Genomic DNA, 14,625 nt, shown 5'->3' on the forward strand with positions numbered 1-14,625 from the left:
GGAGATTATCCCGCCTTTTTTTATCTGAATGTTCTTATCGAGCTTACTTCGATGCCGAGACCATGTAGGCTACTGCATCGGCGATCTGTGCATCGGTCAGCTTGGCATTGCCGCCCTTCGGAGGCATCATGCCAACAGCACCCTTGAATCCCTTGGTGGCATTGGAGACCAGAACTGCATTGCCTTTTTTGATGCGGGGTGCCCAGTTGGCCTTGTCGCCGAGCTTGGGGGCGCCCATCAGGCCTGCAGCGTGGCAGGTTTTGCAGGTGGCATCATACGTAGCTTTGCCTGCTGCTGCATTGGCGGCAAAGGCATCAGAAGAGCTTACAGCAAAAACAACGAGCGAACAGAGGGCCGCAGAGATAATACGAGACATAGAGGTTACTCCTTTTATTGTTTTCGGGGTTGTTATGGGATGATATGCTGTTGTGTGCGTGTAGACACAAACCTTTATTAATACGATTAAAACACAAGCTATCCAAATATCGGCAGAAAAATCATCCGGTATTTATGGTAATTGTGTCGGCGTGTGTATTAATGGCGCAATAAAAAGAGCGGGGCCGGCTGGTTCAGCTCCCGCTCATGTTAACGTGAGGTATCAATCCTATTTTGATCCGGAGACCATGTAGGCTACTGAATCGCCGATCTGTTGGTCGGTCAGCTTTGCGTTGCCACCTTTTGGAGGCATCATGCCAGCCTTGCCCTGAAATCCCTTGATTGAATGGGCAACCAGAACCGGCAATCCCTGCTTGATACGGGGCGCCCATGCGGCTTTATCACCGAGCTTTGGAGCGCCCATCAGGCCGGTTTTATGGCAGGTTGCACAGCTTGCATCGTAAACGGATTTACCCGCAGCAGCATTGGCAGCAAAGGCATCAGAAGAGCCCGCAGCAAAAACAACGAGCGAGCAGAGGGCCGCAGAAAGAATACGGGACATTGGAAATACTCCTTTAAATTTAGATGTATGATGTTGTGTGCAAGCAAGCACACAACCTGATTAATACTAATTATAACACCACCAATCCAAATTTCCACAAAAACCCCATCAAGCAACAGATTCTTATCATGGATATAAAAAAAGGAGCCTGTGTGACAGGCTCCCTCTGCAGTGAAAAATGGAGTACACTTTTACTTTGATACTTCAACAAGATAGGCTACGATGCTTTTGATTTCGTCGTCGGTAAGGGTTGAGCCGCCTTTTGCAGGCATCATGCCAACCTTGCCCTGGAACCCTTTGATGGCATTGCTTTCAACGGTTGCGATTCCCTGAGCAATGCGGGGTGCCCAGTTGGCCTTGTCGCCGGGTTTCGGTGCACCCATCAAGGCGGCATCGTGGCATGAGGCACAGCTTGCGTCGTAGAGGGTTTTTGCTGCAGCAAACTTTGGATCAACCGGAGCTGCGGGAGCTGCCGGTGCAGCAGGAGCTGCTGCAGGTGCCGGAGCCGTGGCGGTTTTATCTTCAGGGAATACGATTTTTGCCGGTGGTTTTTCAAGTCCGCAGGCACCGAGTGTAAAGAGGCTTACGGTCAAGAGAGGCAGGAGTGGTTTCATGGTCATGATGGTGTCGGATTAACGTTGTTGAGCCGGATGAGCTGCTGAAAATATAGGGACAGTTTATAAATTATTCATCGTAAGGCAAAATGGTATTTTCCACTCTGTTTGCAGCGAGTTGATGCTTGAGGTCGTGGCGTGAAAGAGCATAGAGATGCGTGTAGAAGATGTTGAAGAGCATGACCGCAGCTTTGGCGGAAGGTGCGGCAAAACCCCTTGTTACCGAGTTTTTTATGGTGAATATTTTTCGGGTCAGGGCGGAGTAGCTCTCAACAAAAGCTTCAAGATCGATGTTTTTTGGCCGGTAGAGCATCTCCTGGCCAAAGGTGTATCGGAAGGCCGTGATGTCGCGGGGGTCAAAGAGCAGTCGCCCCTCCTCTCTCAACCGTTCAAAAACCCTGGTACCGGGAGTGGGTCGCAGAATATTGATGCCGGGGACGTCGAGTCCTGTTTCCCGGATAAAATCAAGAATTGCTGCCGGAGTATCGAGTGTATCGCCATCAAGCCCGTAAATAAAACTTCCATAAAGGCTGATGCCTGCTTCCCTGATGCTTTTGATTGCTCCTGCAAGCTCACTGCTCCTGTTCTGATTTTTTTTGTGAGCGCTTCGGCTTTTTGCTTCAATGCTCTCGATGCCCACAAGCAGTGCGCGGCATCCTGACCGGGCGAAGGTTTCAAGCAGCTCATGCTGCTGGCCGAGTGTTGTTGTTGCCTGTCCGAACCAGCTGATTCTAAGGGGTATAAGTTGGCCAAAGAGCTCACGGGCATAAGCCGGATCGGCGTTGATGGAGTCGTCGACAAAAAAGAAGATCCTCTGGTCATCCCTCTGAAAGCGCGCCACTTCACTCACAATATCGCTGATTGCCCTTCGGCGGAGTGTATGGCCGTTGAGAACATGCACATTGCAGAAATCACAATGGTGCGGGCACCCTCTTCCGGTCTGGATCAGGTTGGTCGTGAAGTAGCGGCCTGGAATCAGGGAGGCTTTACTGACCGGTCTTGCAATACTCATATCCGGAAAACTTCCGGAGTAGTAGTCGGGCTTCAGGCATCCTGACTTGAGGTCGGTGAGTACCTCTTTCCACAGGTCGTCGGCCTCGCCGTGAACCAGCAGGTCGGCATGCGGTCTGCATGAATCAGGAAAGAGTGTTACATGTGCTCCGCCAAGCGCGACAGGGGTTCCTTCTCTGCGAAGCCGGTCGGCAAGATCAAACGCCTGCCGGGCCATTCCGGTCTGAACGCTGAGTCCGACAAGATCCCAGCTTTCATGAAACGGAAACGCTTCAAAGCGCATGTCGCAGATAGATTGCTCTACACCCGGGACCTCAATTGAGCTGAGGATCATGAGTGAGAGTGGAGGAATGGCGAACTGGCTTTTTTTGATAAGGGTTCTCAGTGAACCGTTGAACCAGGTGGCAAGCGGGTTACTGAGGCTCTCGCTGTAGAGCGATCGGGCACCGTCAACTCCGCTTTCAGAAGGAAGAAAAACCAGCAGAACTTTTTTATGTGCAGCCATGGTGCTACCAGTCCCGGTTGTTGCGGCTCTCCTCGGCAGGAGCTTTGCTGCTCCGGGGAATTTGCCGCATCAGTGAGGATTCATCCTGCTGTGCTTTTTCGAGAATGCGTGACGCCACATCGCTACCGATTCCTGAATCAGGGTTTGCATTGGCCGGATTTCCGGATCCGGAAGAGGGTTGCGGAGGAGGACTCTCCAGTTCCTGAAGGTAGCGTTGTACTATTTCATAGTTGATTTTTGCATCACCGTCATCCGGATCACCGAGAAGCACTGATTTGAAGCGGGCAAGTGAACGTCGGAAGAGCTCTGTTTTTTCTGTTTTTTCTCTTGTGTTGATTGCGCTCATTGCCAGCGCATTGCCTTCATTGAAAAGCGATTTGCGGGCTGTAGCCTGTTGTTGCGGTGTATAGGCAGCCTTGTGAGCAAAGAGGGATGCGGCTTCACGGTATTTTCCCTGCATGTAGAGGGCGCAGGCCAGATTGTATCGTGATGATGTGGCTCCTTTTGGCTCACTGCCACTCTGCAGGAGCATGCGGTATGCATTTTCCGCACGGCTGTAGTCATGCGCGTTATAGAGGGCATCGGCTTTGAGTTTCAGACGGTACTCGCTGAACATCTCCGGAATGGAAGAGGTGAAGGTAACAAACAGAAAAAGTACGGAAAGTCTGATCATGGCCGGAGTGCTTTTTCTAAAGATACGAGCATGAACTGAAACTCAAAAAGGTATGGGCTGCGCACTTAATATGTTTGGAGGAGGCACTCTGTTTTGCGCATCATAAACAGCAAAGCCCCGAGTATTCAGGGCTCTGCTGTTAACTCTCTGAACGGTCATTTACCGAGAAAAGCCTGCTGAACAGCCTTGACCCCGGCTCCGATCTCAAAATCAAAGTTTATCTCCTTCAGTGCCCTTTCCAGGCCGCCGATAACCGTCAGCATGTCAAGCTCGTCGTAATAGCCGAGATGGGAGATGCGGAAAATTTTCCCCTTGAACTCATCCTGACCGGCGGCAACAGTAATGCCGTTGTTGTTTTTCAGCGCCTTGTTGAATGCCGACCATGCAACACCTTCCGGAAGCCAGACCGGTGTAACGGCAAAGGAGGGGGAGGTACTGAAGAGTTTCATGCCAAGAGCATTGCAGCCCTGACGGCAGGCGCTTGCAAGACTTTCGTGCCGTTTCCAGATGTTTTCTATGCCTTCCGCCCGCACCATCTGCAGCGCTTCATCAAGGCCGATCACCAGCGAAACCGCAGGAGTGAAGGGGGTGTCGTCGTCGCCGTGGGCTTTCAGCGCCTTTTTTAGACTCAGGTAGAACTGCGGTATATCTTTCTGGCCATTGATGATATCCTGGGCTCTTTCGGAGATGGCAATCAGTGCCAGTCCGGGAGGCATCATGAGTCCTTTCTGTGAACCGGTAATGCAGATATCAACGCCCCAGTCATCGAAATGAAATTCGTGAGCACCGACAGCGGTGATGCCGTCAACCAGCACCAGGGCATCGGACTGTTCGCGTATGAGTGCGCTGAGCGTTCTGATGTCAGCAGCGGTTCCTGTTGATGTTTCCGAATGGGTGAGGCAGACACCTTTGGCATCGGGATGCTCTTTGAGCAGTTCGGCAAGGCGTTCGGGCTGAAGGGCTGAACCCCATGCCACTTTTTCCTCAATGCAGTTGCCGGTAAAGATGCGTACCAGTGAACCCCACCGTTCGCCGAACTTGCCGGCGTTGACGGTGATAACCTTGTCTCCCTTTTTGAAGAGGCTTGAGATGGAGGCTTCCATGCCGCCGGTGCCGGAACAGCTCAGCACAACTACCGGCTGGCTGGTTCTGAAGAGATACTTGAGATCCTCATGAACCCTGGCCAGAATCTCCATGAACTCAGGGTTTCTGTGATGGATAATCGGAGCGGCCATGCGAAGCATGACATTTTCAGGAACCGGCGTCGGTCCCGGCGTAAATAATCTTTTTTTCATCTCTTCAGAAAATGGGTTTTATAATTAAAGAGATCCTCTGCTGTCAGTTTTTCGCCTGATCCATCAGCGAGGTGAACTCTGCGAAAAGGTAGTGCGAATCGTGCGGCCCCGGAGCTGCTTCCGGATGATACTGCACGGAAAAGCAGGGGAGCGTTTTATGCTTTACCCCTTCAACTGTATGATCGTAGAGGTTGAGATGGGTCATTTCAAGAGCTTCGGGAAGTGACTCCATGTTTACCGAGAAGCCATGGTTCTGCGACGTTATCTCTATCTGGCTGTTCTGGAGGTTTTTAACCGGGTGGTTGCTGCCGTGATGGCCGAATTTGAGCTTGTAGGTTTCAGCGCCGAAAGCGAGTGCGAGAAGCTGGTGGCCAAGGCAGATGCCGAATATCGGCAGCGGTTTTGTTGAGCGGTTGTACTCAACCAGTTTTTTTATGGTCTCTATTGCGTAGCTGACAGCAGAAGGATCACCGGGTCCGTTCGAGAGAAATACCCCGTCCGCGTTGAGCTTGATCACCTCTTCAGCCGGAGTTCCGGCCTTGAGTACCGTTACCCGGCACCCCGAATTCTGGAGCATGCGCAGGATATTGGTTTTGATGCCGTAATCGAGAGCGGCAACATGGTAACGGGCATCAGCTTTTTCAAGCGTATAGTTTTCGCTTGTCGTAACGGTTTTGACCAGATCCTGCCCGCTCATTTCGGGGATGTTCAGGGCTTTCTGATGGAGACTTTCGTTATTGGAGTCAAGAGCGGAGATGACCCCTCTCATGGCTCCTTTTTCACGGATTTCGCGCACAAGCTTGCGGGTGTCGATTCCGGCAAGCCCCATCACTCCAGCCTTTTTGAGCGCGGAGTCAAGAGATTCGGTTGCTTCAAAGTTGCTGTGGACATTGGAGAGCTCCCGGACAATAAAGGCGGATGCCCACATTTTTGATGACTCATTATCGGAGATATTGATGCCGTAGTTGCCTATCAGGGGATAGGTCATCAGCACCATTTGGCCGGTATAGGAGGGGTCGGTAAGTATTTCCTGGTAACCGGTCAGTGATGTATTGAAAACCACCTCGCCGGACGTCTCTCCGATATGGCCGAATGCTGTTCCGTTATAGACAGATCCGTTTTCCAATACCAATTTTGCTGGAGTTGGCTGCATTATTCTGCTCATTCCCTGGTCGTAAGTTTATCGCCCGAATCCTGTGCTTCAATATTGGCAACAGCACTCCGGTCGAACTTGATTTTAGTGGTTTCGTTCACCTGCACCAGTACAGTCTTTTTGTCGCTGTCGATTCCGGCAACCGTACCGTGAATACCGCCTATGGTGACAACCTTGTCTCCTCTTTTCAGGCTGTCGAGAACCTTCTCCTTCTCTTTCTGTTTTTTCTGCTGCGGACGGATCATGAAAAAGTAGAAGACAACAAAAATAAGCACCATCGGAACAATCTGAAGGAAGGGATTCGGTGCAGGGCCGCCGGCAGGAGGCTCAAAAAGAAGCAGTGTGAGAATACTGTTATGCATGGTTATGTCGTGATATGGATAAAAAATCGTTACAGCTTTAATTTGTGAGCAATAATGTAATGTATTTATGGAACTATTTCAATCACGGCTTCGGTCTGCCGGAGCTGAAACTGGCGAAGGGCGCAATGTTGTACAGCCGTTCGGCTTTCATGCCCCGTGAGAGTTTTACTCCGGCCAGTGTGGCGATCATGGCGGCATTGTCGGTCGAGTAAACGGCACCGGGCAGATAGAGCGTGAACCCCTCTTTCTTGCAGGCAGCGTGCATCATTGCTCTGAGTCCCGAGTTGGCACTTACGCCTCCGGCGATTGCGATCTCTTTTATGCCCCGGGAGCGGGCTGCGGCTATGGTTTTTTCAACCAGTACACTGACGATAGCCCACTGAATGGAGGCTGCAATGTTCTGTATGTTTGCTGTTATGAATTCCGGTTTCTGTTTCTGCAGATAGGTGAGGACCGAGGTTTTCAGGCCGGAAAAGCTGAAATCGAAATTGCCGTCGTAACTTTTGCTGGTCTGTGACCGGGAGGTGAGCGCTCTCGGGAACTCATGGAATTGCGGATCACCCTCTCCTGCCAGACGGTCGATCTCCGGGCCTGCCGGGTAGGGGAGTCCGAGCATCTTGCCGGTTTTGTCGAATGCCTCTCCGGCCGCATCATCGAGCGTTCTGCCAATAACCGCATAAGAGAGGTCCTGCTCTATTACCGAAAGCAGCGTGTGACCTCCCGATACCGTCAGGGAGATAAAAGCCCCTTCGGGAGCGCGGTGAGAGGGTCCCTCATCAATAAAGGGGGAGAACATGTGCGCCTCAATGTGGTTGACCGGTATGAAGGGTACTCCGAGTGCCCATGCGAGACCCTGGGCAAAACAGAGCCCTACCATGACGGCACCGATAAGGCCGGGGCCGGCCGTGGCGGCTATGACATCAAGCTCTTTTTTTGTTATATTTGCTTCGGTTATTGCAGCATCGGCAATCGAGACGATAAGCCGTTCGTGCTCTCTTGAAGCGAGTTCCGGCACCACACCGCCAAAGCTCGTGTGACACCGCTGAGAACTGACGACATTGGAGGCGACCCTGCCGTCACAGATAACGGAAGCCGAGGTTTCATCACAACTGGTTTCGATGCCTAAAATTTTCATGGACTGATTTTTTCTGTAGAGCTATGGCCAAAGCTAACAAACCCGAGAAAAATAGCAAACCGCCTGTCAAGGTAAGTTTTTTCCATGTTCTGATTATACTTGTAGGAGCGGATCTGATCCTGCTCTTTGCTCCCGAAGTTGGTATCTGGAACAGTCTCAGTTACCTTTCCGACCTTTACTCCTGGTCTGCGCTTGTCGGCGGTCTGCTCTTGATTCTATTCGGCCTCAGGGGGTTTATCAAAAAGAGGTGATGCTCCGGATTGCATGGGGAGGGTAACATCGACTTGAGCGGCTTGCAGAGATCAGCAGCATGCCGTTATTTCAAAGAAAATGAACGATGGAGATGCTATGCAGTATGCGGTAGAACTGGAGGAACTGGGCCGGCAGATTTCGGAGGCCTCCCGTTTTCTTGAAAAGGCAGAGGAACAGCTTTCGCGCCGGATTATCGGTCAGAAGGAGGTTATCCAGCGGGTCTTCATTGCCCTCCTGGTTAATGGTCATATCCTGCTTGAAGGGGTACCGGGTCTTGCCAAGACGCTCATTATCAGAACCTTTGCCGCCGCCATGAATCTGAAGTTCCAGCGGATCCAGTTTACCCCCGACATGCTTCCCGCCGATCTTATCGGAACCATGATCTATAATCCGAAAGACATGGAGTTCTATCCCCGCAAAGGGCCGGTTTTTGCCAATGTCATTCTCGCCGACGAAATCAACCGTTCACCGGCTAAAGTGCAGTCCGCCCTGCTTGAGGCGATGCAGGAGCATCAGGTTACCATCGGCAATCAGACCTTTCCCCTTCAGGAGCCTTTTATGGTGCTGGCTACCCAGAACCCTATCGAGCATGAAGGAACCTATCTTCTCCCGGAGGCACAGGTTGACCGGTTTATGATGAAGGTTCTGGTCGATTATCCATCCTACGATGAGGAGCTTGAGATTATGCTGCAGTCGGCCACAACCGCAACTGACAAGGAGATTACGGCGGTCGTGCAACCGGATGATATTGCCAGGGCAAGAGGACTGATTGACCGTATCTATGTTGATCCGAGGGTACAGCGCTACCTTGTTGATCTTGTCGTTGCCACCAGAAAACCGGCACTCTACGGTATGGAATCGCTTGAGACCATGATCGAGTACGGCGCATCCCCCAGAGCTTCGATCTTTCTTCTGCTTGCGTCCAAGGCGCACGCCTTTTTGCAGAATCGGCCATACATAACCCCTGAGGATGTCAAGGCAATCGCCTATGATACCCTTCGCCATCGCATAAGGCCGGGATATGAAGCCGAGGCGGACAATATCCGTTCAGACGATATTATCCGTCAGATTCTCCAGCATGTGCAGGTGCCATGAGCGCTATGGAAAACAATGAAGAGTACCTGAAAGAGCTTCAGAAACTCATACGACGGGTTGAAATCCGCTCGAAGAGCATGGCCAGCGAGCTCTTCAGCGGCGAGTACCACTCCTCGTTCAAGGGCAAAGGGATCGAGTTCAGCAATGTCCGTGAATATCAGTATGGTGATGATGTCCGGGCCATTGACTGGAACACCTCCGCCCGCAAACATGATCTCTATGTCAAGCTCTTTACCGAAGAGCGGGAACGAACCCTTCTGCTTGTTGTTGACGGTTCGGCATCAATGCAGTTCGGCAGCCGGGAGCGCAGCAAAAAAGCGCTTGCCCTTGAGCTCAGCGCCGTACTTGCTTTCAGTGCCATCCAGAACAACGACAAGGTAGGCCTTCTCGTCTTTACTGACCGGGTTGAAACCTTTATTGCCCCACGCAAAGGCCGCCAGCATGTTCTGGTTATTCTTGAAGAGCTTTTCCGCTTAAGGCCCCGGAGCCTCAAGACCGATATCAATGCAGCGCTCATCTTTATCCGCTACGCGCTCAGAAGGCAGTCGATTATTTTTCTTCTGACCGATCTGGTTGACAACGACTATGAAAAAGGGATGAAGCAGCTCAACACCCGTCACGACTTTGTGCTGGTCCATCTGAGTGATCCGCTTGACAAAGCGCTGCCGCTCAGCGGGCTGCTTGACCTCGAAGAGCCGGAAACAGGCCTGCGTCTCACCCTGGACGGAGGGAGCCGCCGCAAGATCGAGCGTTACCGCAGTGAGCAGTCGAGAGTCTATGAAGAGCTTCGCCAGCGGCTCCGGCGCATGCGCATTGACTCGGTTTTTCTCGATACCGACCGCTCTTTCATCGGCGAACTGAACTCGTTTTTCCGGTATCGTGAACGCAAGGTGTGAATGGTTTCGGACCGGAGCATGCAGGCTGATTTTATTTCTGCTGTTTGCATTTGCTCTTCCGGCTCCGATCCGGGCGGTTGAAGGCCCGCTCTATCAGGGTGTCCGGGTGACGGTTGTACCCGACACGGTACTCGTTGGCGACCGTATCCGCTGTATTATCAGGGTGCAGCACGGGGAGCGCGAGGTTGCCTCGCTTGAAGGGCTTGACCCGGCTTCAAAACCGCAATTCGAACTGATCAGCCTCCAGCGAGCCTCCTCCCTGCTCTCCACTCCGGGTAGCGGCAGAGAGCGTTTTGAACTCGATCTTGCTCTTTTCGGAAGTGGCAGGCAGCTTCTTCCGCCTTTAACCGTTGTTCTTCGCGACAGCGAAGGGCGCATTTCCCGGAAGGTTGTCTATAGAGCGACGATTCCGGTTTTTGTCAAGGCGCTTACCGACTCCTCGATGCGCGAACTCCGGCCCATCAAACCTCCGGAAAAACCTTCGATTCCCTTTTTTCTGATACTCCCCTTTATTTTACTTCTCTTCGGCATTGCGGTTGTCGTTCTGGTGCTGCTCTTTCTCGTAAAACGGGCAGTGCGCAAGAGTGCCGAAACGGTTGATCCCGGTCAGGTTGCCCGGCGCAAGCTGCGCAAACTCGGTTCCAGGCTCTCTGCAGGAATGCCGCCACCGGAGTGCTATGAAGAGCTGAGTAACATCATGCGCTCCTTCCTTGAAAACCACTACCGCATCAGGGCACTCGAAGCGGTAACGCAGGAGATTGAGCGCGATCTGAAAAAGCTTGGCGTTGCAGGTTTTGAGAGCATCATGAGCCTTCTCAAACAGGCCGATCTGGTCAAGTTCGCCGGCCGCCGTCCCGATATCGAGGAGTCCCGCAACTCCCTCCAGAAAGCCGAAGAGGTGATCCGCTCCGCCCGACCGGCTGAAGATCAAGGCATCGAATCCCCCCCAACGCAGTAATCGGGGTTCGGAACAATTAAACAGAGGCGTCCTCTTATCGTTTGCCTCGGGAAGCGTGACGAATCTCCCGCAGTTCAGCCTTGTCGTTTATTGCCGAAAGCGCTGTTCCATCTCCTTCGGGGGCTGCTGAACTTTATGCTTTCGATGCAAAATGAATCGGGTTTGAACGGGAGATAATTTTTAGCATGATGGCGAAGCCATGCGACAGTCTCTTTATACTCCTCATGGTAGGGATCTGCAAGGATTTCAAGGAGATTATAGTAACCTCCCGGACCACCACAATCCTCCGGTGGAGCAGATTGCGCGCCTGCAATGCATCCTGGATATTTTACCCCCTTTTCGCGCAGGAGTATCCCTTCGAGCAGCACCTCATGCAGCCAGCCATCGCCAAAATCGTATTCGTAATACATTTTGTCGCCGGGCAGATGAAAAAAATTCTCAAGTTCAACATCCCATCCGACAAGCGGTTCACTCGGAGTATCGAACTCTTCGCTCATGGGGATACCGATTCTGATATTACTGCTGCTGTGTTTTTTGTCACTACGGAACTCATGAAGATGGTAATCAAGCCAGCCCATGGCATCCTGTATGGCCACATGCAAATCCCAAAATGTGTATTCGGCAGGTACCTGAATTACTCTCCATACCGGTGGTTCAACAACATTCAGGGTAATCCGGAACTGATAGACAAGCTTCTTCATAGTTCTGTATTAAAATAATGCAGCAAGCAGCAATCATGACTGATGTAATATAATATCCAACGCGAATCACATAAAACCATGCTTTAGGATACTTATTTTGCATCAGTTTGCACAATCTTTGACCGTTACCGCTTGCCTCTGGAAGCATGTCAAAAGAATTCACAGGGGTTCGGGATGGTTAAGGTTGATCTGCTGTCACATATTTCTTCTTCTTCTGAGGCTGTTGCCTTTTAATACGTGTATTTGCCGGAAAAAAATTATCAAGCATTATCTTCTCTATTGCCAGAGAGTGTCTGACAGGGGCTGAAACTTGGCGCTGTAATTTTACTGAATCCGGAGGTATCTGATGATAGGGAATAGCTATCTTACAGAGCTGGTGATTCTTGCTGCATCACTGTCCGGTATGATTTACACTATTCGCGGTGTGCAGGTTATGCTTGATAGTGATTTGGCTACGCTCTATGGTGTTGATACCCGGCAACTCAATCTTGTGGTGACTGACAACAATAAACTCTATGTGCTTGTGCCGGTGTGGTTGCAAATGGAGCAAGCAAAGGAGCTATATGCCGCATGAAGCAAGCTGATCTTTTATCCCTGATCGCTCTTGGCGAAGACAGTACCCGACAGTTCAAGGAGGATGTGCGCAATGCCGAGTCGCTGGCTTCGGAGATGGTGGCATTTGCCAACACGAGAATGTTGCGTTGGAGAGTGGCCGCATGGTGATTGTGCTAACCGTACCAAAAGAGATTGATAAGCCTTACTTCGACAAGAATGGAGTGATCTGGCTGAAGGCCGGGGCCGACAAGCGACGGGTGAATTCCAGGGAGGAGTTGCGCCGTTTTTTCCAGTTTACCAACCAGTTTCATACAGATGAGCTGGCAACCAAGGCTGGCATTGATAAGCTTGATAAACTGCGATTTCGTGATTTTTTGCGTGATGTGTACCAGCAGGAGTATCCGGATTCATTGGCTGAATTGGCCCTTCTTTTGCAGAAAATGAATCTTGCCACCGATGATGGAGTTCTGAATCTTGCAGGGGTGCTGCTTTTTGCTGAACGGCCAGAGTGGATAACACCTCAGTTTGTCGTGAAAGCTATTCGCTATCCCGGTAATCAGATTCACTCAACCGATTACCTTGATACTGAGGATTTTGCCGGTTCGCTACGAAAGGTATTTGATGATTCTCTGGCCTTTGTCATGCGCAATCTGCACAAGCTTCAGGCTGGCAGAGGAGTGAATGCATCGGGTACGCCTGAAATTCCGGACAGTGTCTTTGAGGAACTTTTGGTCAATGCTCTGGTGCACCGGGACTATCTGGTGAGTGCACCGATTCGCTTGTTTATTTTCGATAACCGTATTGAAATCATCAGTCCCGGCCACTTGCCAAACAATCTTACGGTGGAAAAGATCCGGAGGGGAAATACCAACATCCGCAACCCGATTCTGGTTTCCTATGTCGCCAAAGGGGTTTTACCCTATCATGGACTTGGTTCCGGCATTAAACGCGCTTTGAGCGATTGGCCGCAGATTGAATTTCAGGATGACCATGACGGCTGCCTGTTCACCGTAACAGTTCACCGAAAACCGGCGGAAGAGCTCAGGTTGGCAAATGATTTGTTGAAAAGTTCACTAAAAAGTTCACTAAAAAGTTCACCAAAAACCGAAGATCAGATCCTTGAGTTGTTGAGTTTCGATTCATCCATGACGACGGAACAGTTGGCATCAGCTTTGGGCATATCAAAGCGGGCAGTGCTCAAGCAGATTGACAAGCTTAAAGTACAGTGTCGTTTGAGTCGTGTTGGCCCTGCAAGGGGTGGTCACTGGGAGGTGATTGCATGACCGGCATCAACGAAAATATCCTTGAAGAGCGTTCTCTGAGGAGAGCAATGCACTTTTCTGCAATGGTTAAACCGAATTTTGGCGTTATTGAGTTAAACAAGTGAGTCTATGCAGGAGTGGATCGCACGAATACCCGGCTTTGAGCTTGCAGCACCATGGTGGCTGCTGCTCCTGCCGCTGCTTGCTCTGCTTGCATGGATTCGGGTGCGGCGCGTCCGGCTTGGCAAGAATCCGGTGATACTCTTTCCAGGTCTTGAACGGCTTCGTGATTCCGGATTTGAGGCAAGAAGGGAGCTGCGCCATCTGCCGCAATGGCTGCGCTGGAGCGCTCTTGTGCTCTGTGTTTTTGCCCTTGCCGGTCCACGCATGGTTGTCCGCCAGACTGAAGCCGAGGCGCGGGGCATTGATGTGATGCTGGCGCTTGATATTTCGGAGTCGATGCTGCAGAAGGATGGTTCGGGCAAAAGCCGTCTTGATGCAGCAAGGGAGGTTGCCCGCAAATTTGTTCTCCGCCGTTCCAGCGACCGGATCGGCCTTGTGGTTTTTCGTGGCAAGGGGTATACGCAGTGCCCGCTTACAATCGATCATGATGTGCTTGCGATGCTGATTGATCATATCTCCCCGATGGTGATACAGGATGAGGGGACAGCTATCGGGAGCGCAATTCTTATCGCAACCAACCGCTTCAAGGGCTCAACGTCACTGCAGAAGGTTATCATCCTGATCACCGATGGAGAGAACAACACCGGAGATGTCGGGCCGGCTACGGCGGCGACTCTTGCTGCACAGAACGGCATCAGGATATATGTGGTCAATGCCGGATTTAAAAGCGGAGGGAGTGCCGGGAATCTTTCAGCTGAAAGCAGTGCCCATGCAGCCATGGATGAAGCGTCACTCCGGGGGATTGCCCGGACTACCGGAGGAGGCTATTTCAGGGCGGAAGATCCTTCGGTACTTGATAACACCATCAAAACCATCGGACGCCTCGAAACAGCCCGTCATGCAGGAGCCCCGGTCGAGCACCGGACAGGGTTGTTTTTCCTGTTGCTGTTTCCGGCGGTTCTGCTGCTTGTTCTTGAGGTACTGCTGTCCAACACAAGACTGATGCGAATACCGTGATGCTTAGGGACACCGCTCTACATCTACCCCTTTTCGCCCCCCTGGGGCTTGAGCGGCAATCGATCCCGACAAGCGGACCCA

Annotated in this window: 17 protein-coding genes and 1 pseudogene; 8 read left to right on the plus strand and 10 right to left on the minus strand. The window is 51.6% G+C overall.

The annotated features are described in order from the left end of the window. Positions 1–43: 43 nt before the first annotated feature. The 9 genes from BOO20_RS12080 to tsaD form a co-directional block, all read right to left on the minus strand. Positions 44–376, minus strand: coding sequence for a cytochrome c5 family protein (locus BOO20_RS12080; protein ID WP_076792955.1), 333 nt, complete (start codon positions 374–376; stop codon positions 44–46). Between the two features lie 228 nt (positions 377–604). Then, the gene (locus BOO20_RS12085) at positions 605–937 is read right to left on the minus strand and encodes a cytochrome c5 family protein (RefSeq protein ID WP_076792957.1); all 333 of its coding nucleotides are present in this window, start codon (positions 935–937) and stop codon (positions 605–607) included. A gap of 191 nt (positions 938–1,128) precedes the next feature. Then, positions 1,129–1,551: a cytochrome c5 family protein gene (locus BOO20_RS12090; protein WP_076793049.1), complete on the minus strand. Its 423-nt coding sequence runs from the start codon at positions 1,549–1,551 to the stop codon at positions 1,129–1,131. 70 nt (positions 1,552–1,621) lie between these two features. Continuing rightward, the gene (locus tag BOO20_RS12095; protein WP_076792958.1) at positions 1,622–3,067 is read right to left on the minus strand and encodes a radical SAM protein; all 1,446 of its coding nucleotides are present in this window, start codon (positions 3,065–3,067) and stop codon (positions 1,622–1,624) included. Between the two features lie 4 nt (positions 3,068–3,071). Continuing rightward, a complete protein-coding gene (locus BOO20_RS12100; protein ID WP_076792960.1) occupies positions 3,072–3,740 on the minus strand; it encodes a tetratricopeptide repeat protein in 669 nt (222 codons plus the stop codon). A 155-nt stretch (positions 3,741–3,895) separates the two neighbouring features. After that, positions 3,896–5,035 (minus strand): alanine--glyoxylate aminotransferase family protein, encoded by a 1,140-nt coding sequence (locus tag BOO20_RS12105; RefSeq protein ID WP_076792962.1) that lies wholly within the window; start codon positions 5,033–5,035, stop codon positions 3,896–3,898. A 43-nt stretch (positions 5,036–5,078) separates the two neighbouring features. Next, complete coding sequence (gene carA / locus BOO20_RS12110) at positions 5,079–6,188, minus strand: glutamine-hydrolyzing carbamoyl-phosphate synthase small subunit (RefSeq protein WP_006367116.1); 1,110 nt, start codon at positions 6,186–6,188, stop codon at positions 5,079–5,081. Between the two features lie 8 nt (positions 6,189–6,196). After that, positions 6,197–6,550: a preprotein translocase subunit YajC gene (gene yajC / locus BOO20_RS12115; RefSeq protein ID WP_076792963.1), complete on the minus strand. Its 354-nt coding sequence runs from the start codon at positions 6,548–6,550 to the stop codon at positions 6,197–6,199. A gap of 82 nt (positions 6,551–6,632) precedes the next feature. Next, entirely contained in the window at positions 6,633–7,685 is a 1,053-nt protein-coding gene (gene tsaD / locus BOO20_RS12120) for a tRNA (adenosine(37)-N6)-threonylcarbamoyltransferase complex transferase subunit TsaD (protein WP_076792965.1), read from the minus strand. A gap of 23 nt (positions 7,686–7,708) precedes the next feature. Here tsaD and BOO20_RS12125 point away from each other — a divergent pair, with 23 nt between their 5' ends. The 4 genes from BOO20_RS12125 to BOO20_RS12140 all read left to right on the plus strand — a co-directional run bounded on the left by BOO20_RS12125 (position 7,709) and on the right by BOO20_RS12140 (position 10,886). Next, a complete protein-coding gene (locus BOO20_RS12125) occupies positions 7,709–7,936 on the plus strand; it encodes a hypothetical protein (RefSeq protein WP_076792966.1) in 228 nt (75 codons plus the stop codon). Positions 7,937–8,033: 97 nt separating this feature from the next. Further along, positions 8,034–9,032: a MoxR family ATPase gene (locus BOO20_RS12130; RefSeq protein WP_076793051.1), complete on the plus strand. Its 999-nt coding sequence runs from the start codon at positions 8,034–8,036 to the stop codon at positions 9,030–9,032. Between the two features lie 5 nt (positions 9,033–9,037). Further along, entirely contained in the window at positions 9,038–9,928 is an 891-nt protein-coding gene (locus BOO20_RS12135) for a DUF58 domain-containing protein (protein ID WP_076792968.1), read from the plus strand. Continuing rightward, complete coding sequence (locus BOO20_RS12140; protein WP_076792969.1) at positions 9,912–10,886, plus strand: hypothetical protein; 975 nt, start codon at positions 9,912–9,914, stop codon at positions 10,884–10,886. The genes BOO20_RS12135 and BOO20_RS12140 overlap by 17 nt, the downstream gene beginning before the upstream one ends. Positions 10,887–10,960: 74 nt before the next feature. On the opposite strand, the gene BOO20_RS12145 is transcribed toward BOO20_RS12140, so the two are convergent. Then, positions 10,961–11,587, minus strand: a complete 627-nt coding sequence (locus BOO20_RS12145) for a plasmid pRiA4b ORF-3 family protein (RefSeq protein ID WP_076792971.1) — start codon at positions 11,585–11,587, stop codon at positions 10,961–10,963. Between the two features lie 403 nt (positions 11,588–11,990). On the opposite strand from BOO20_RS12145, the gene BOO20_RS12150 reads away from it, so the two are divergent. The 4 genes and pseudogenes from BOO20_RS12150 to BOO20_RS12160 all read left to right on the plus strand — a co-directional run bounded on the left by BOO20_RS12150 (position 11,991) and on the right by BOO20_RS12160 (position 14,544). Continuing rightward, positions 11,991–12,161, plus strand: a complete 171-nt coding sequence (locus BOO20_RS12150; RefSeq protein WP_144277172.1) for an ORF6N domain-containing protein — start codon at positions 11,991–11,993, stop codon at positions 12,159–12,161. Next, positions 12,158–13,149: pseudogene (locus BOO20_RS12155) on the plus strand (ATP-binding protein); the annotation flags it as partial. The gene BOO20_RS12150 and the pseudogene BOO20_RS12155, both read left to right, overlap by 4 nt. A 138-nt stretch (positions 13,150–13,287) precedes the next feature. Next, positions 13,288–13,425: an HTH domain-containing protein gene (locus tag BOO20_RS13430; protein WP_368665439.1), complete on the plus strand. Its 138-nt coding sequence runs from the start codon at positions 13,288–13,290 to the stop codon at positions 13,423–13,425. A 108-nt stretch (positions 13,426–13,533) separates the two neighbouring features. Beyond that, positions 13,534–14,544 carry a VWA domain-containing protein gene (locus BOO20_RS12160; RefSeq protein WP_076792974.1) on the plus strand — a complete coding sequence of 337 codons (1,011 nt, stop codon included), beginning with the start codon at positions 13,534–13,536 and terminating at the stop codon, positions 14,542–14,544. Positions 14,545–14,625: the final 81 nt, after the last annotated feature.

Source organism: Chlorobium sp. KB01 (assembly GCF_001975465.1).
Classification (GTDB): domain Bacteria; phylum Bacteroidota; class Chlorobiia; order Chlorobiales; family Chlorobiaceae; genus Chlorobium.

Bases quoted from the DNA above. Each gene is read 5' to 3' on its own strand.
- BOO20_RS12080 (WP_076792955.1), bottom strand. From the start codon at position 376: ATGTCTCGTATTATCTCTGCGGCCCTCTGTTCGCTCGTTGTTTTTGCT.
- BOO20_RS12105 (WP_076792962.1), bottom strand. From the start codon at position 5,035: ATGAAAAAAAGATTATTTACGCCGGGACCGACGCCGGTTCCTGAAAAT.
- BOO20_RS12100 (WP_076792960.1), bottom strand. From the start codon at position 3,740: ATGATCAGACTTTCCGTACTTTTTCTGTTTGTTACCTTCACCTCTTCC.
- BOO20_RS12135 (WP_076792968.1), top strand. From the start codon at position 9,038: ATGGAAAACAATGAAGAGTACCTGAAAGAGCTTCAGAAACTCATACGA.
- BOO20_RS12085 (WP_076792957.1), bottom strand. From the start codon at position 937: ATGTCCCGTATTCTTTCTGCGGCCCTCTGCTCGCTCGTTGTTTTTGCT.
- BOO20_RS12095 (WP_076792958.1), bottom strand. From the start codon at position 3,067: ATGGCTGCACATAAAAAAGTTCTGCTGGTTTTTCTTCCTTCTGAAAGC.
- tsaD (WP_076792965.1), bottom strand. From the start codon at position 7,685: ATGAAAATTTTAGGCATCGAAACCAGTTGTGATGAAACCTCGGCTTCC.
- BOO20_RS12090 (WP_076793049.1), bottom strand. From the start codon at position 1,551: ATGAAACCACTCCTGCCTCTCTTGACCGTAAGCCTCTTTACACTCGGT.
- BOO20_RS12130 (WP_076793051.1), top strand. From the start codon at position 8,034: ATGCAGTATGCGGTAGAACTGGAGGAACTGGGCCGGCAGATTTCGGAG.
- BOO20_RS13430 (WP_368665439.1), top strand. From the start codon at position 13,288: ATGACGACGGAACAGTTGGCATCAGCTTTGGGCATATCAAAGCGGGCA.
- yajC (WP_076792963.1), bottom strand. From the start codon at position 6,550: ATGCATAACAGTATTCTCACACTGCTTCTTTTTGAGCCTCCTGCCGGC.
- BOO20_RS12125 (WP_076792966.1), top strand. From the start codon at position 7,709: ATGGCCAAAGCTAACAAACCCGAGAAAAATAGCAAACCGCCTGTCAAG.
- BOO20_RS12160 (WP_076792974.1), top strand. From the start codon at position 13,534: ATGCAGGAGTGGATCGCACGAATACCCGGCTTTGAGCTTGCAGCACCA.
- BOO20_RS12145 (WP_076792971.1), bottom strand. From the start codon at position 11,587: ATGAAGAAGCTTGTCTATCAGTTCCGGATTACCCTGAATGTTGTTGAA.
- BOO20_RS12150 (WP_144277172.1), top strand. From the start codon at position 11,991: ATGATTTACACTATTCGCGGTGTGCAGGTTATGCTTGATAGTGATTTG.
- carA (WP_006367116.1), bottom strand. From the start codon at position 6,188: ATGCAGCCAACTCCAGCAAAATTGGTATTGGAAAACGGATCTGTCTAT.